Here is a 16,533-nt window from a genome sequence, read left to right as displayed (position 1 = left end):
CCTAATAATGGATGAGTACAAAAGAAAAATCTGATGAATAATTTCTTTAAGAAAACCTTTAAACCTCTCTGAAATTCAGGAATTGAAAAAAACACTCCTTAACGGCCATTCATAAACCTCCGTTTTTTTACGGTATTTTCAATAATGTCTTTTAGGATTCAAATTTAGGTCTGATATTTGTACTGGGTAGCCAAACTTAATGACCGATATTATTTATGAAGAACATATCTGTGAAAAAATCATTTTTGTACGCATGTTTCTGTGCCGTATTTCTTGTTTCCTGTAAAAAAGAAATTGAAAAAATAAGCGATACTTTTAAAGATACCGTTTCCGCTTCAGAAACTCCGGAAGCAGAAAAAGATTCTGTAAAAAAAGATTCTGTTCCGGTGGTAAAAAAAGAATCTTTGCCGCCAGCTATGCAGGAGAACGGCTTTTATAATGCTTTCGTTCTTCCCAAAGATAAAAAGATGAGAGATTCCGTTTATGCGGAGTTCAGTAAGAAATACAGTGTTGAAGAGCGTACGGCTATTTTAGCTTTAAACAGGCTGGATTCCAAAAGTAAATGGAATGCCGATACATTGGTGGTTCCTGCCAAAATAGATACTACACTGATGGCGTATTCACCATTCCCGATGCAGCTGGATGTATTAAGCGGAGTGAATAAATTTGTAATCTTTTCCTATCCTATTCAGGCTTATGGAGTATACTCCAACGGTAGCCTTGTAAAATGGGGGCCTACCAGTATGGGGAAAAAGACAGCCCAGACAACGAGAGGGCTTACCTTTGCCAACTGGAAAAAGAAGCTGTCCATCTCTACTGTCAGCAGCGAATGGAAACTTCCTTATAACTTCAATATCCACAACATCGGTGGTATAGGCTGGCATGAATATACACTGCCTGGATACCCGGCTTCACACTCATGTTTAAGATTATTGAGAAAAGACGCTCAATGGTTGTATTCCTATGCCGATACCTGGATTCTGGCTCCCGGTGGTGCCACTACCAAAGCGAGAGGAACTGCTGTAATGGTATTTGGAGATTACAACTGGGGCGGAAGAAGACCATGGAAAAAGCTTCTAGATGACCCGAATGCCAATAATATATCTGTTGAAGAGCTTACCAAGCTTCTGGAACCGGATGTTCCGAAAATGCTGAAAGAGCAAAGCAACAGAGAAAGAGTGGCAGACTCCATCAAAACAGCAAAAGCTATGGCTGCACCTGTTCAAAGTGAAAAGCCTTTAGAACCGTCTGTTAAGTAATTTTCTTTTCAAACTGTAAAGTAGATTCTTCAGCAAACTGTCTCAGTTTAAGCATTTCTTCCTTTCCTTTATGCTGCCCAAACCTGGCTGCAATATAAGTGAGAAGAATAAAAAATAACATCACAAAAGAAGCGCTCAGTGCCCACGGGTATTCAGCGCTTTTTATTTGTTTTTCCACATAATACATAGTGAAGAAGGTCATCCAGAAAATGGAAAAGAAAAAATAAAGAAACATAAAGAATGTCCAGACTGCAGAGCTGGGTCCGAATACTCCCCGGATCACAGTATCTTCCTCTTCTATTTCTATCCTTAAGGCAAGATGAGGTTTCCAGTAGCTGTCATATTTCGTTTCTACCCAGATGGTCGCTACTTCTTTGTTGATATTGCCAGAAAATTCTTTTTTATGCTCAGCAAGGTATTTTTTCAGATTATCTGCGTACTCTTCTTTGGTGAGATGGGTAAACATTTTGAATCTGGGTCTTGTTCTTATTCTGTCTAAGGTGGTTTCTTCGGTTTTCATATACTATTCTTGATAAGGAATTGGGTCTTCCAGAGTGAAACGTACGGTAAGCTGTTCATTTTTTCTTTGAATCACCATGGTGATATTTCGTCCTTCATAAGACTTCATCAGTTCTACAATTTTTTCCAGGGTCATATCTGCGGTTCTGTCTCCATTGATGCTGATGACTTTATCATCTTTCTGCAGCCCAACTGCATAGGCCGGAGAATCTTTTCTTACTCCTGAAATGTAAAATATAGGCTTTAAACTGAATTTATATTGAAAGGAATCTCTGTAAATTTCATTGGCTACGGCTGCAGATCTCTGGGTTTCAATTTTTACCCTGTCCTGTTCCCATTCCAGGCCATCCTGTTTGAAGTCGAGTCCGCTCATATTGAAGTTGAAAGGATCGTTAAAGTTTCTGTTTTTCTTAAGATATAGCTTTTGGTTGGGATAATCGAAAACTACAGTAAATCTCCGCATAATTTCGCCACCGATAGAGCCTTTTCGGGCTTCTACCAGGTTGACGTGCTGGATGGAGAATTCATCCGGCATTGCGGTAAGAGGTTTTTCAAACTTGAAATCTCCCAGATAAAAATTATGGATTCTGCTGCGTTTACCATAAATGTCCCCATTGAATCCCCGGCCGAGGAAATCATCAATATTGGGTCTGTTATACACAAAGTTTTTAATGAGAGTAGGGAAGAGCCATATTGCATCGCTGTTTCCAAGGTCGATCAGCAGTTTTGAAGTTTTTCTTTCGTTTGTCATTTCCACATCAGCAGAAAGGTAAGGTTTACCCTGTTCAATCGTGATGGGGAACTCTTCAAATTTTCTGATTTTCTTTCTTACCACATCAGAATTTTCGTAAACCGTTATTTTTTTGGATACATAATCGATGAAGATAGGATGATTTTTGAATAAATGATACCCGATAACGCCATTAACAGGAATGCCTACATGAGATGAAATATTAAATTCTTCATCAAGAATCACATACAATGACATTGAGGTATTGACGATAGCATCACTGATCCGGCCTGTATTGCGGTCAGACTTCAGTCCATCAATGCTTATGCTTCCTCCAAGCCCGGAAAATTTAACCTTTTCAACATTTCCAAGTTTGAGCTCCTTATTATCAAGACTGAAAAGAATAGTTTCTGAAACTCCGGTATCCAGCAGAAAGGTAAGCTCGGCACCGTTGATATTGACCGGGATAAAAATAAGGTTATTGATAAACTTAAAAGGGATGACTGCTTTTTGGGTATTGATCAGTTCAAAAGTATTCTGAGCATTCATGAAAATGCTTAAAAATAATCCCAGTAAAAGAAGTCTGAATTTCATTTACTGAATTTAGTGAATTTATCAATATGCTTAATAAAAAAACATTCCAAATGCAGGAATGTTTATATAAACTACAATGAAGTAGTGTGGAATGTTAAATTTATTTAAAAAAATAAATCAGATCTATTTGGAGAAAAATTCCATCAGATCCATATAATTTTTCTGATTCACTCCGTGACCGCTCATGTATTCTCTGAAAGTGAAATAACAGCTCAGATCATAAAGAAGATCAGCTGCTTTTCTTCCCCATTCTAATGGGATAACTGCATCATCAGTACCATGAGAAACAAAGAATCTGAGTTTTTCAAGTTTCTTTTTGTCTTTCACGATGCCATCCAGTATTTTTTCTTCAGGATAAGCACTCAGGCAGGCTACATAATTAAAAAGGTCAGGATATTTTAAAGCCAGTGCATAGCACAATATTCCTCCCTGGCTGAAGCCGCACAAATGGGTTTTTCCTTCTGTGAGACCATAATTATTAATGATCTTCATGATGCTTTCCAATACGGCGTTCAAAGATTCTTTGGCCTGAGGTACATCGATAAAGTTTTCAGGGTCATTGAAATTAATATCATACCAGGAATATCCTTCAAACTGAGTATCTCTCGGAGCTCTGAAGCTCACGATAAGCCAGTCGGCAGGAAGGGTTTCTCTGAAACTGAAAAGATCCTGCTCATTACTGCCGTAGCCATGAAGCATAAAAAGAACGGGAGTGCTGGGAGTGATATTTTCCGGCTCTCTTACTAGATAATCTAAATTCATACAGCAAATATAATTATAAATCAGATGGTATACCACTTTTGTTATTCATACAAGAACTTTCATAACCCTGTGTTTTATATTCAAAGATTGATGATTTGTGCTGTATTATTGTGTTTTATGAAGTGTTTTTAAGTTTTGTTGATTTGATATTATTTGCAAATCTTTATTGGAAAATTTTCATAAAAGTTATTTTTATATTAATAAAAAACTTATATTTGAAACATTAAAAAATCTATTTGGAGAAATGAAGCAATTTTACAATTCAAAAAGTTTACTTAGACTTTCTTTTTTATTCGTTTTATTATTTTCTGCGATTACCGTTCTGAATTCTTGTAAAAAAGATGATGACGAAGAATTTAAGGATCATGTTGTTCAGTTTGAGGCAAAAACTACTACTGGAGGAGAGCTTATCGCTGTTGTTACTCAGGTAGGTACTGTTCAGAATACTATTTTAAGTAACCCTGTGACCCCTTTGAAATCAGCATGGAATAGTGGAGAATTCTTTGTAAACTCAAGCCAGGCACAGCTGAATCTTGATGCAAGAGCAACATTGCCGGAAGATAAATCTGAGTTGACAATCAATCTTTATGTAGATGGAGAAATTGTCAGAACAGCAAAAGTACAAGGAAAAGGAGACAAATATGTTTCTTTGGATTTCAGCTTTCTGGAGCCGTAAAATATTTACCTATTGATATAAACATAAAACCGCTTTCAAAGCGGTTTTTTTATTCTTCAATCATATGCTGTTGTACAGCACGGTTGATCAGCTCCGTTGAGTTTTTAGCCTGGAATTTTTGAAGAAGGTTCTTCCGATGCGTATCTACAGTAAGCGGGCTCAGGAAAAGCTCTTCGGCAATGATATTACTTGTCTTTCCTTGAGCTACCATCTGAAGGATCTGTTTTTCCCTTTTAGTAAGTCTTGGGATGGGCAGATCATTCTGAGAAGGCCTGCTGATGATCTGCTTCGTTTCATTGCAGAAGACAATATCTCCTGAAAGAGCTCCTTTGATGCATACTGCCAGTTCACTGATCGATGTATTCTTGAGAAGATAGCCACTGGCACCGTTTTGTATAGACTGCATGATGATGCTTCGCTCAGAACGGTTGCTGAACATGATGACGGAAATTTCCGGTGATATTTTTTTTATTTCCCGGCATAGTTCCGTGCCATTGGCATCCGGTAAAGCAATATCCAGAAGGATGATGTCAACCTGATGAGACTGGATAAAACTGATGACTTCCGAAGCAGAAGTAAAACTTTCTGCCACGTTGAAAAACGGTTGGCTGTTCAGCATCATTCTCAAACCTTCGATGACGATAGGGTGATCGTCTACGATCACAATATTTATTTTTTTATTCTCCATGGATGTTGAGTTCTATATTAATTGTTGTACCCTGGCTGTCTGAGTTGATTTCCATTTTTCCTTTCAGATAGTTGACTCTATTTTTCAGATTGCGGAGGCCTAAATTTTTGGTGGTTTTCTCCACATCTTTGTCAAAGCCTTTTCCGTTATCCTCAATGGTGATCAGAAAACGGTCTCCGGATTGGGAGCACTGCAGCAGAATATTGCTGGCTTCTGCATGTTTTATAGCATTGGCAAGCAGTTCCTGTACAATTCTGTAAATATTAAGCTGAACCGTCAGTGAAAGATTTTTCTCAATATTTATAGGTTGAAAATAAATCTCCATATCCTTTCGGGTGTAAAATTCACACAGGTCGCTGAGTGCTGTTTCTAGCCCAAATTTAAGAAGAGATTCAGGCATCAGATTTCGGGCTACATGTCTGAGTTCCTTTACAGAATTATCAAGCTGGTTCATAATTTTGTAAAAGTCCTGATGCTGTTCGGGATCCAGTTGATTGGCAGACCAGGTTGAAAGATTGATTTTGACGCCTGCCAGCATACCACCAAGGCCGTCATGAAGGTCTTTTGCGATACGCTCTCTTTCCCGTTCTTCTCCTTCCAGAATGGCTTTGGTAAGGGCGAGCTCCTCCTTTTGTTTAATATCTTCTATTTTCTGCTGAAGATTGATTTCCTTCTGTTCAGAAAGCTTTTTGTTGTTCCGGTAAATAATGAATAAAAAGATCAGAAGGCTTAAAAATAATAAGAGTACCAGGCTCAATACCCATAAATAAGAGTTCTTTTGGCTGACTTCCATTTCTTTCTGATTCTTTTCAGCATTCAGAAACGCTATTTTTTTTTCTTTTTCGGAAGTATTGAATTTGGTTTCCAGTTTATTGATTTCCAGTTTTACGTTCTCAGCATTTAAGCTGTCATTCAGCTTAGAATATTTTTTCTCCCAGACCAGTGCTTCACTGGGGTTTCCCATGATTTCATTGATGCTGGACAGGTGGCTGTAGATGGTCTTCCTGTTATTAAGATCCTGAGAAAGTGTTTTTTCTGCTAAAATTTCTTCCAGAAGTTTTTTAGCTTCCGCATACCTTTTCAGTTTTTTATACGTGTCATATTTGTGAAAATAAAACATCTGTATCAGCAGTTTCTGATGGAATTTTTTGGCATAAAACAATCCCTTTTCAATGGTTTGAAGAACTTCGAGGTGCTCTTGCTGCCCAATAAAGTACAGTGCTTTATTATAGTAATAAAACGTATTGGCAGACGAATCAGGATAGGGACGGATCATATTTCCGGCTTTATTTAAAAATTGCTTTCCCATACTGCATTTGGCCTGATAGCAATAATTACTGTTCGTATTGAGATAGGCATAGAAAAGCTCTGTAGAATTAGGGGCTTTTTTTTCAAGAATCTGGAGCGCCTTCTTATTGTAATAGTCAGCCTTTTCAAACTCTGCATTATAAGTCAGCATCAGGGCCAGTTGTGAGTATAAAAAACCGAGAAGCTTGCTGTCTCCATATTTTTCGGCAGTAGGAATGCTTTTCTCAAGCATGGTTTTGATCAGGAAAGGGTAGCCTTCTTTATTTTTCTGCAAAATCCCATAATTATACCAAGACAAAGACAGATAGCGGTCTGCCTTCTGGCTTTTTAGACCCGAAAGTTTCTCAATAGCCCTACGGAATGATTCTGTTGCTTTTTCTTTACTCAGATCCTGATAGTAGAGCCCTTCGTAGTAATCATAAACCGCTCCTGTGAACAGGTCTTTTCCTCCGGCATTTTTTCCGGCTGCCAGATATTGTTTGCTTAAAAGAGTATCTGTATTTTTATAATAATTGGATAAAAGAAAATAAGCATGCGCTTTGGAAGTGTTATTTACATGAGCATTGATACTGAGCTGAAGGCTGTCTATATATTTTTTTTCATTCAGAGGAAAAAGCCCCTGAGCCTTTATGGTAAAGTGGAGTAAAATATATAGAATACACCATAATCTCCTCATCAGTTTAATTTTTTAACGTTATCTTCAGGTTTTTTATGACAATGTGAATATAATTAAAAATACAGCGATAGAAAATACCTAAAAATCGGTAGAAAAAAATACGCTTTTTTAAGGGTTGTACCTTGTGGTATTCTCTGATAGTTTTGCAGATGTAGAAAATATACATATCAAAACTAAATACTTAAAATGAAACAGAGAATGTTTATACTGGGGATGATTTCCCTTTTTGGAAGTGTTACAGCACAGAGAATACAGAAAGGGGAGGCTCAGATCAATGTGGATATAGGTGCAGCCAATGGATGGGGATTGCCTATATCAGTAGGCGTTGACTATGCAATACACAATGACATTACCATAGGAGTAGAAGCAAGCTATGCTACTGAGAAATATACAGGGAATATAAAAGGAAACTGGCTGGGAATAGGAGCCAATGGAAACTACCACTTCAATACATTGCTTAAGATTCCTAATAAATGGGACATCTATGCAGGGGCAACATTAGCATACAATTCATTTTCCTATAAATATAACGGAACAGATTACGATTATTTTGATGGCAAATCTTCAGGAATAGGATTTGCAGGGCAAGCCGGAGCCCGATATTTCTTTACTAAAAACCTTGCTGCACACGTCGAATTGGGTGGAGGTTCCGTGGCTTCTGGCGGAAAAGCAGGACTTACCTATAAGTTCTAAAATAGAGAACCAACACAACTAGATAATACTTTTATATACAACTTTTTTGTAGCCTTTATAACTATCATGATCGTATAGTTTTTAAAATGGTGGTTTTCTCATGAAGCCGTGGATGTTTTTTTCACGGCTTTGTTATCATAAAAAAAAGACTGTAAAAAAACAGTCTTTTTTGTGTTGTATAATATTTCAGGCTTATTGAACCTTTACAATAAAGTAGCTTTTTTTACCTTTTTGCAGCAACAGGAATTTTCCGTCGATAAGATCGGTTTCATTAGCAGTAAAAGTATCATTTACCTTTTGTTTGTTTACAGAGATCGAATTACCCTTCATTTCTCTCTGAGCTTCACTTTTAGATTTCAGGAATCCTGATTTTTCAGAAAGAAGATCAATGATGTTTACTCCCAATACATCTGCTTTTGCAATTTCCTTTTGAGGAACACCATCAAAAACTTCAAGGAATGTTTCTTCATCAAGGCTTACCAGATCTTCAGCAGTAGAACGTCCGAAAAGGATTTCAGAAGCTTTCAGTGCTTTCTCATATTCTTCTCTTCCATGTACCCAAACCGTTACCTCTTCAGCCAGTTTCTTTTGAAGCTTTCTTTCGTGAGCGGCTGTTTTGTGCTCTTCTATTAATGCTTCAATCTCTTCTTTTCCTAAAAATGTATAGAACTTGATGAATCTTTCAGCATCTTCATCCGTAGCATTCAGCCAGAACTGGTAGAATTTGTAAGGGGATGTTTTCTTTTTATCCAGCCAGTAGTTTTCTCCGCTTTCAGATTTCCCGAATTTAGAACCGTCAGCTTTTGTAATCAAAGGAACCGTTAATGCAAATGCTTCTCCCTGAGCTTTTCTACGGATCAATTCTGTACCGGTAGTGATATTTCCCCACTGGTCAGAACCTCCCATCTGAAGTTTTACATTATTGTTCTGATACAAATGAAGGAAATCATATCCCTGGATCAACTGATACGTAAATTCCGTAAAACTCATTCCGTCTGCACCAGCTTCTCCCGAGAATCTCTTCTTTACAGAATCTTTAGCCATCATGTAGTTCACGGTGATATTCTTCCCGATATTTTTGGCAAAATCAAGGAAAGAAATATTCTTCATCCAGTCGTAGTTGTTTACCAGCTCAGCCTTGTTGGGCTCGTTTCCGGCAAAATCCAGAAATCTTGAAAGCTGATTTTTCAGACAGTCAACATAATGTAAAAGGGTTTCTTCATCCAGAAGATTTCTTTCTGCCGATTTACCGGATGGGTCTCCGATCATTCCTGTAGCACCTCCTACCAAAGCGATTGGTTTATGACCATGCTGCTGGAAGTGAGCTAAAATTTTTATCTGGATAAGGCTTCCGATATGTAAAGAATCGGCAGTTGGATCAAAACCAATATATGCAGTAGTTACCTCTTTATTCAGTTGTTCATCGGTTCCTGGCATCATATCGGCAAACAGACCACGCCATTTTAGTTCTTCTATAAAGGAATTCATTTGATTTTTTGCTTTAAAATTTTAAGTTGCAAAGATAGTAAATTCAGAAGTATTAAGGGGAAAAAAGCAAAAGGGCAGAATCGCAAAATCGTAAAAAGGGTAGTGTAATTTAATTTGAGGAGGATAGGGATGGTTATTCATCAATTAGCCTTTTTGCTTTTTCACCCTTTTGCCCTTTATCATTTTACTCCTTTGCTTTTTCGCCCCAAATAATCTATATTTGTTATTAATGAACGACGAACAGCTATTCCTGCTCATCCAGAAGGCCAAAGATAAAGATCAGAAGGCTCAGACTAAACTCATCAATGTTTTTTGGGTGGATGTTTTCTCTTTTGTAATGAAAAAAGTGAGAGATGAAAATGATGCCGATGAAATTACGGTAAATGTTTTTTCCAAAGTATTGTCGAAGCTGGATATGTTCGATCCTCATTTTCAGTTTAAAACCTGGATTTTGACCATTGCTCAGAATACGGTTATTGATTTCTGGCGGAAAAAAAGCCGCGAAAATGAAGACTCCATCGAAAACCTTGATGAAGTTAAAAATCAATATGCAAAATCTCCGGAAGAACTTCTGATCTCTGAAGAAGAACAGAAGAAAATCATCAAAACCATTGAATCTCTGGATGCCAACTATCAGGATATAATCAAACTGAGATTTTTTGAAGAAAAAAGCATTAAAGAAATTGCTGAGGAACTGGGAATTTCTGTAGCCAATACAAAGGTTCGTGTGATGCGTGCTAAAAAAGTTCTCGCTGAACTCCTAAAAAACAACGAATTCGAAGATAACTGATTTTTGTAGGAAAGCATAGCGGACAATAAGATTTTTTTTCAGATACAATGGAAAAGATTAATGCGACGAATGCACTAATTTTTTCATCTTATTCGTGTATTCGTGGCATTAAAAAATCTTCTTTTTTTGCGTTTCCCCAGTAAGTTTACTTTCAGAATTACTTTAGTCAAAACTTAAGTTTTGTGACTTTACCTAAATATAAACTTCCTCTTTAGTCTGTGGCAGAATTATTTTTCTATGTTTCCCCTGATTTCTGTTTTGCAGATTGATTTTTATACCTTTTTTTATATATTTTTCAGTTTCATTTTTACCGTTTTGAGGATCCTTAGTATTTTCAACTGTTTTTGTGTAGATAATTTGCCCCGTTGATAGATTAAAATCAATAGTCTTACAAAACTCAAAAACCCTGCCGGATTCAGAAATATTTCCAATTAATTCGAAATGCCCGTTCTGAAACCTGTATTTATCTGTATCAGCCCATCTCCAACTGCTTCCGCCGTAGTGACTGATGATTAAAATGCCCTTTTCAATTTTTGTACCCATATAAGGATCACCCATCATTCCGCCGTCTTTACTTCCTAAAATTGCATTTCCGGATTTCTCCAGAATCGTCCACTTATTATTGACCTTCTTTAAAATCTGGATTTCCCGCAGATCTCCCGAGTCATCTTTTGTTGGGATGTTATAAACGATTACTTTCTCAGGAACTTTATCTCCATCAAGGTCTCCATCGATGGTTTCATGAATTGTAGAACCTTTGGGCTGAAACTCCTTTTGGGCAAAACAAAATGTACTGGAAATAAGAGCTAAGATGCAGAATGGGGTCTTCATAAAATATTTTGAAGTTTCAAATTACAAAATTATCTGTTTCATCAATGTCTGTCTTTGATTGTTTCGATAAAAAAATCACTAACTTTGAACCTCAATTTGAGAAATAAATGGAAAATTTAGTTCAAGATACTACCGTTCAAAAACCAAAGTGGATTCGTGTAAAACTTCCTACAGGAAAGAACTACAGAGAGCTGAGAACTTTGGTAGATAAATATAAATTAAATACAATTTGCCAAAGCGGAAGCTGCCCGAATATGGGTGAATGCTGGGGAGAAGGTACGGCAACCTTCATGATCCTTGGAAATATCTGTACAAGAAGCTGTGGATTCTGTGGTGTAAAAACAGGAAAACCACTTGATGTAAACTGGGATGAACCTGAAAAAGTAGCCCGTTCAATCAAATTAATGAAGATCAAGCACGCGGTACTTACTTCTGTAGACCGTGATGATCTTAAAGATATGGGATCTATTCTTTGGGGAGAAACGGTAAACGCCGTAAGAAGAATTTCTCCTGGAACTACAATGGAAACATTGATTCCTGACTTCCAGGGAATTACAAAACACCTTGACAGATTGGTAGAAGTAGCTCCTGAAGTGATCTCTCACAATATGGAAACCGTAAAACGTCTGACCAGAGAAGTAAGAATTCAGGCGAAATATGAAAGAAGTCTTGATGTCTTGAGATACTTGAAAGAAGCAGGACAAAGAAGAACCAAAACAGGAGTAATGCTTGGGTTGGGAGAAGAGAAAGATGAAGTTTTCCAGACTATAGAAGACATCAGAAATGCCAATGTAGATGTCATTACGCTTGGACAATACCTTCAGCCTACCAAGAAACATCTTCCTGTAAAAAAATTCATTACTCCGGAAGAATTTGACGAATTCGGAGATTTTGCAAGAAGCTTAGGATTCAGACACGTTGAAAGCTCACCACTGGTAAGAAGTTCTTATCACGCAGAGAAACATATTCACTAAGATACAGGCCGCTCAGTAATGAGCGGTTTTTTGTTTTTTTAGGTGGGAGGTGGCAGATGATAGGTTTTAGAAGTTAGAAGTTAGAAGTTAGAAGTTAGAAGTTAGAAGTTAGAAGTTAGAAGTTAGAAGTTAGAAGTTAGAAGTTAGAAGTTGCGCGCAATTTATTGGCAATCATTGATGATAGACGTACTTCATTCCCCTCCTCCGGAGGGGTGGCGAAAATTCAAAGAATTTTTGACGGGGTGGTTTTCCAACAATCCAATCACAATTCGTCACTCACCAATAGCTCAACAATAACAGCAGGCTTTAGCCCGCTTTCTCTATAAAAAACATTCATCCGGTTTTAGCCAAAACTTAAAACCTTCAATATTCACGCAACGCAAATACGAATAGATGATGCTTTATTTATGATAGGAAGACTCCTTCGTAATCACTCCAATCCGTCCATTGATTTCAATCGGTCTGAAATGCTTTTTCTTGAATTCAGATGGGGTTTCTTCCGTATGTTGTTTAAATAGTTTATTAAAATAAGAAAGGCTTTCAAAACCTACCTGAAAGCAGACTTCCGTTACAGAATAGTCCTTTAAAAGGAATATTTTTGCCTGGTTGATTCTGTAGTTATTGACAAAATCGGTGAAGGTCATATTGGTTTGTTTCTTAAAATAACGGCAGAAAGCAGGAGTACTTAGCCCCACGATTTTAGCAATATCGTTGACGTTGGGCTTTTTATCATAATTTTCATGGATGAAATCATAAATAGTTCCCATCCTGATCTTGTCATTCAGGAACCATTTGATTCTGGTATCCTCTTTATTAAGCTCTTTTACTTCATTGGAATCTGCAAGAATCTGTAGAATTTCAATCAATCCTATTAATGACTCGAAAGTATTTTTATCCTTGATGATCTGAAGCTTTTCAACGACTGTATTTTTTGTTTTTCCGGAGAACGACAGTCCCAGGTAAGACCTTTCCAGCAGGTTTTTTATATTTTCAAATTCAGGAACAGGTAAGATAATGTCCTGAAGGAAATTTTCACGCATCTGTAAAACCAGTTGTTTACATTCTGTCTGGATACCATAATCGAAATTAAGATGCGGAACATTGGAACCTATCAGTAAAAGATCACTGTCCGTAAAGCCTGAAATATTCTTGCCGACATGCCGGATTCCGTTGGTAGCTTCTACATATACCAGTTCTATTTCAGGGTGATAATGCCAGAAAAAACAGTTTTTCAGAGAAGGGGCAAAAAGCTTAAATGATTTCCCTTTTTCAAACGTAATATTTTCTTTCTGAATTTTCATTGTGTTCTCATTTGATTGTTTCTGAATTTAAAATTAAATAAAAAGGTTAATATGGAGCAAATTTTTATCATCTCAAAAGAAGTAAAATTCAATCTTTCTTTCGAATTTTGCACTTTCAAAATAAAGAGGGCTCATCTTTCTTTATTTCAACCCCATTAATTCAGAAAAGTATATACAATGAAGATCGATAAACGGATAATACCGCTGGCAATAGGCGGCCTGGGAATAGGAACTACGGAGTTTACCGTAATGGGACTGCTTCCGGATATTGCAAAAACATTGCAGATCACGATTCCTCAGGCAGGACATTTGATTTCTGCTTATGCCATGGGAGTGGTAATCGGCGCGCCTCTCCTTATCGGGTACTCTGTAAAATTTCCGCCTAAAAAAGTACTGATCGCTTTTATGATCCTTTTCACTTTATTCAATGGACTTTCTGCAATAGCTCCCAATTATGAAAGCATGCTGGTCATCAGATTCCTGTCCGGACTTCCTCATGGAGCATTCTTTGGAGTAGGAACGGTGGTTGCTGCTAAAATGGCGGGGAAAGGAAAAGAAGCGTTTTATATATCGATGATGTTTACCGGGCTTACCGTAGCCAATCTGGTAATGGTTCCTCTGGTAACGTATATAGGACATACTTTCCACTGGAGATTATACTTTGCCATTGTAGCGGTAATTGGGATATTTGCCCTGTTGTTTTTAAAATTGTGGCTTCCTGCTATGGAAGCTAACCAGAATACTCATTTCCTGGAAGAACTGAAATTCCTGAAAAAGAAGCAATCCTGGCTGGTGTTGGGGATTACAGCGATCGGATTTGGAGGACTTTTCACTTGGTTGAGCTACATTACTCCTCTAATGACGGGGATTTCCGGAGTGGAAAGCAGTCAAATGGCCTATGTAATGGTTCTTGCCGGAGCCGGTATGGTGGTAGGTAACCTGGCAGGAGGAGTTATTTCAGACAAATTAGGACCTGAAAAAACCTGTGCATTACTGATCTTTCTGATGATGATCTCTCTGGTAGGGGTATTCTTGCTTTCCGAGCATCAGAATATTGCTTTTGTATTGACATTTATGTGTGGTGCTTTATCCATGTCGATTGCTGCGCCTATTAATATTATGATGATGAAGGCGGCACCGAGAAGTGAAATGATGGCAGCTGCTTTTATGCAGGCCGGATTTAATATTGCCAATGCAATGGGAGCCTTCTTTGGTGGAATTCCGTTGGAATACGGATTGCCGTTCAATTATCCTTCATTGGTTGGTGTGGGAATGACTTTCATCGGGTTTGTAATCAGTGTAAGATATATGTACCTGTACAGTACAGAGGCCTCTTCTGAAAATGAAGACGTTGCAGAATGTATTTCATGTGACAAATAATAGGGAATCTCTCAAGAATTTTACTGATTGAGCAGGTGTTTGTTTCAAAAAATGACATCGCTTTCCGGATCAGAGAAAAATATAAAAAGCGCCTGTTTCAAAACGAAACAGGCGCTTTTGTTATTCATCGGGTTACGCCTCTACTTCATCGCCGTTTTTGCACCAGTAGAGCGCATTGTATAAATTTTCTTTGGGGAACGATTTAAATTCTCCCGGCATCAGAACACTGAATATACTGGTAAAGTTACGGATACCTTCCTTATCGGTAACAATCGCTGAACGATTCCATTTTGCAAGGTTTTTTAGCCCTAAAAGCATATCCTCAAGCCATGCTCCCATGGTAAAATTATCCAGATCAGTATCCAGATACAGTAAGTAATTCAGCTCACCGAACTGGTCGACCTTTTCTTTTATCCTCGGAATTACCAGTTTTTCAAAATCCTCTTTCGTTACTTCTCCGGTGGCATTGAATGCCACAACATTCTCCGGAGCTTCTGGAATAATTGTGATCATAATAAATATTTTATGGTGGTTTGATGGTAAGAGAACAACAATAACTGCACCAGAAATTGAATATAAATAGTTAAAATAGGTATAAATATTGTTATTTTTAATGTAAAATATTAATATGGATCTTAAATCAAATGAACCTTTCTGGCTTTTGAAGAATGGCCTTATAGCCTCATATCCGTCCCTGCAGGCAGATCAGCAATGTGATGTTCTTATTGTGGGAGGTGGTATTACCGGAAGCCTTATCGCTCACCAGATGATAGAAGATGGCTATGACACAATTCTTATCGACAAAAGGGAACTCTGCAACGGAAGTACCTCTGCAACGACTTCAATGCTGCAATATGAAATAGATATTCCGCTTTATCAACTGATCGGGCAAATAGGAGAGAAGGGAGCTGTTGCAAGTTATAAAGCCTGCAGTGAAGCCATTGATTCTATTGAAAAACTCTCGAAAAAGATAAGATCCAATGCAGGATTCAAACGTAAGAAATCACTTTATTTTGCCTCAAAAAAGAAAGATACAGAATGGCTGAAAAAAGAATATGAAGCCAGAAAAGAATCTGGATTTGAGGTGAAGTGGCTATCTGAGAAACAGATTTTAAAACAGTTCGGATTTGAAAATACCTATGGCGGAATCTTATCAGAACAGGGAGCAAGTATAGATGCCTTTCAGTTTGCCCACGAATTATGCCAACACAATGTAAAAAAGGGCTTGAAGATTTTTGATAAAACGGAGCTGATGAAAGTAGAGTATCACAAAGGTTTTAATAAAGCTTTTACAGAAAGAGGATTTCAGATCCGGGCTAAAAAGATCATTTACTGTATTGGCTATGAAAGTAAAGAATTGCTGAAGGAAAACTTTGTCAACCTGAAAAGTACCTATGCCATCGTTTCTGAAACCGATCAGGATATATTCAAAAATATCAGAAATACATTGGTATGGAATACTGACGATCCTTATCTGTATATGCGGACCACTGATGATGGAAGGCTTTTGATAGGCGGTGGCGATGAAGATTTTTACGATGCCGGAAAACGAGATGCTTTACTGGACAAGAAGGAAAAAGAAATCCTGAAATCTTTAAAGAAAATAAAACCGGATTATCATTTTTACACCGACTTTGTATGGGCGGGAACTTTTGGAGAAACAAAAGACGGTCTTCCTTATATCGGAGAGCATGAGAAGTTCAAAAACTCCTATTTTGTGTTGGGATTTGGAGGAAACGGAATTACTTTTTCGGTAACAGGAATGGAAATGGCTTCTGTATTTATGAAAAATAAGAAACATCCACTATCAAGGTATTTTAAATTTGGAAGATAAAAATGTTTTAAAATCTTCTGTTTCCGGAAG

The 16,533-nt window shown here is 37.5% G+C and carries 16 protein-coding genes; 7 read left to right on the top strand and 9 right to left on the bottom strand.

What is annotated here, in order from left to right:
- Positions 1–230 precede the first annotated feature (230 nt).
- Entirely contained in the window at positions 231–1,259 is a 1,029-nt protein-coding gene (locus tag AC106K_RS03645) for a L,D-transpeptidase (RefSeq protein ID WP_482443437.1), read from the top strand.
- Here the strand turns inward: AC106K_RS03645 and AC106K_RS03640 are convergent.
- From AC106K_RS03640 to AC106K_RS03630, 3 genes are all read right to left on the bottom strand, one after another.
- Complete coding sequence (locus tag AC106K_RS03640) at positions 1,252–1,779, bottom strand: hypothetical protein (RefSeq protein ID WP_482443436.1); 528 nt, start codon at positions 1,777–1,779, stop codon at positions 1,252–1,254. The two genes, AC106K_RS03645 and AC106K_RS03640, sit on opposite strands and share 8 nt — an antisense overlap.
- A 3-nt stretch (positions 1,780–1,782) precedes the next feature.
- Complete coding sequence (locus tag AC106K_RS03635) at positions 1,783–3,102, bottom strand: retropepsin-like aspartic protease (protein WP_482443435.1); 1,320 nt, start codon at positions 3,100–3,102, stop codon at positions 1,783–1,785.
- A 123-nt stretch (positions 3,103–3,225) separates the two neighbouring features.
- Complete coding sequence (locus AC106K_RS03630) at positions 3,226–3,864, bottom strand: alpha/beta hydrolase (protein WP_482443434.1); 639 nt, start codon at positions 3,862–3,864, stop codon at positions 3,226–3,228.
- A gap of 244 nt (positions 3,865–4,108) precedes the next feature.
- Here AC106K_RS03630 and AC106K_RS03625 point away from each other — a divergent pair, with 244 nt between their 5' ends.
- Entirely contained in the window at positions 4,109–4,540 is a 432-nt protein-coding gene (locus AC106K_RS03625; RefSeq protein WP_482443433.1) for a hypothetical protein, read from the top strand.
- Between the two features lie 49 nt (positions 4,541–4,589).
- Here the strand turns inward: AC106K_RS03625 and AC106K_RS03620 are convergent, their stop codons facing one another.
- Together AC106K_RS03620 and AC106K_RS03615 are read right to left on the bottom strand one after the other, a co-directional pair.
- On the bottom strand, positions 4,590–5,228 hold the full coding sequence (locus AC106K_RS03620) for a response regulator (RefSeq protein WP_482443432.1): 639 nt from the start codon (positions 5,226–5,228) through the stop codon (positions 4,590–4,592).
- Positions 5,218–7,212 carry a sensor histidine kinase gene (locus AC106K_RS03615; protein WP_482443431.1) on the bottom strand — a complete coding sequence of 665 codons (1,995 nt, stop codon included), beginning with the start codon at positions 7,210–7,212 and terminating at the stop codon, positions 5,218–5,220. The genes AC106K_RS03620 and AC106K_RS03615 overlap by 11 nt, the downstream gene beginning before the upstream one ends.
- Before the next feature lie 186 nt (positions 7,213–7,398).
- Between AC106K_RS03615 and AC106K_RS03610 the strand changes: the two genes are divergently transcribed.
- A complete protein-coding gene (locus tag AC106K_RS03610) occupies positions 7,399–7,905 on the top strand; it encodes an outer membrane protein (RefSeq protein WP_482443430.1) in 507 nt (168 codons plus the stop codon).
- A 192-nt stretch (positions 7,906–8,097) separates the two neighbouring features.
- Here the strand turns inward: AC106K_RS03610 and tyrS are convergent, their stop codons facing one another.
- Complete coding sequence (gene tyrS / locus AC106K_RS03605) at positions 8,098–9,393, bottom strand: tyrosine--tRNA ligase (protein WP_482443429.1); 1,296 nt, start codon at positions 9,391–9,393, stop codon at positions 8,098–8,100.
- Between the two features lie 229 nt (positions 9,394–9,622).
- On the opposite strand from tyrS, the gene AC106K_RS03600 reads away from it, so the two are divergent.
- Positions 9,623–10,183, top strand: coding sequence for an RNA polymerase sigma factor (locus AC106K_RS03600; protein WP_065396932.1), 561 nt, complete (start codon positions 9,623–9,625; stop codon positions 10,181–10,183).
- Between the two features lie 192 nt (positions 10,184–10,375).
- On the opposite strand, the gene AC106K_RS03595 is transcribed toward AC106K_RS03600, so the two are convergent.
- Positions 10,376–11,014, bottom strand: a complete 639-nt coding sequence (locus AC106K_RS03595; RefSeq protein WP_482443428.1) for a hypothetical protein — start codon at positions 11,012–11,014, stop codon at positions 10,376–10,378.
- Between the two features lie 107 nt (positions 11,015–11,121).
- Here AC106K_RS03595 and lipA point away from each other — a divergent pair, with 107 nt between their 5' ends.
- Positions 11,122–11,988 carry a lipoyl synthase gene (lipA, locus tag AC106K_RS03590; protein ID WP_047096421.1) on the top strand — a complete coding sequence of 289 codons (867 nt, stop codon included), beginning with the start codon at positions 11,122–11,124 and terminating at the stop codon, positions 11,986–11,988.
- A gap of 401 nt (positions 11,989–12,389) precedes the next feature.
- Here the strand turns inward: lipA and AC106K_RS03585 are convergent, their stop codons facing one another.
- A complete protein-coding gene (locus tag AC106K_RS03585; protein WP_482443427.1) occupies positions 12,390–13,289 on the bottom strand; it encodes an AraC family transcriptional regulator in 900 nt (299 codons plus the stop codon).
- Positions 13,290–13,466: 177 nt separating this feature from the next.
- Between AC106K_RS03585 and AC106K_RS03580 the strand changes: the two genes are divergently transcribed.
- Positions 13,467–14,669 (top strand): MFS transporter, encoded by a 1,203-nt coding sequence (locus AC106K_RS03580; RefSeq protein ID WP_482443426.1) that lies wholly within the window; start codon positions 13,467–13,469, stop codon positions 14,667–14,669.
- Between the two features lie 132 nt (positions 14,670–14,801).
- Here the strand turns inward: AC106K_RS03580 and AC106K_RS03575 are convergent, their stop codons facing one another.
- Positions 14,802–15,182, bottom strand: a complete 381-nt coding sequence (locus AC106K_RS03575) for a SpoIIAA family protein (protein ID WP_482443425.1) — start codon at positions 15,180–15,182, stop codon at positions 14,802–14,804.
- Positions 15,183–15,297: 115 nt separating this feature from the next.
- Here AC106K_RS03575 and AC106K_RS03570 point away from each other — a divergent pair, with 115 nt between their 5' ends.
- Positions 15,298–16,503: an NAD(P)/FAD-dependent oxidoreductase gene (locus AC106K_RS03570; RefSeq protein WP_482443424.1), complete on the top strand. Its 1,206-nt coding sequence runs from the start codon at positions 15,298–15,300 to the stop codon at positions 16,501–16,503.
- The last annotated feature ends 30 nt before the right edge of the window (positions 16,504–16,533 follow it).

This window comes from Chryseobacterium sp. FR048, from assembly GCF_056844665.1.
The sequence above is the reverse complement of the archived record's forward strand: the minus strand, read 5'-3'. Positions and strand labels throughout refer to the sequence as shown.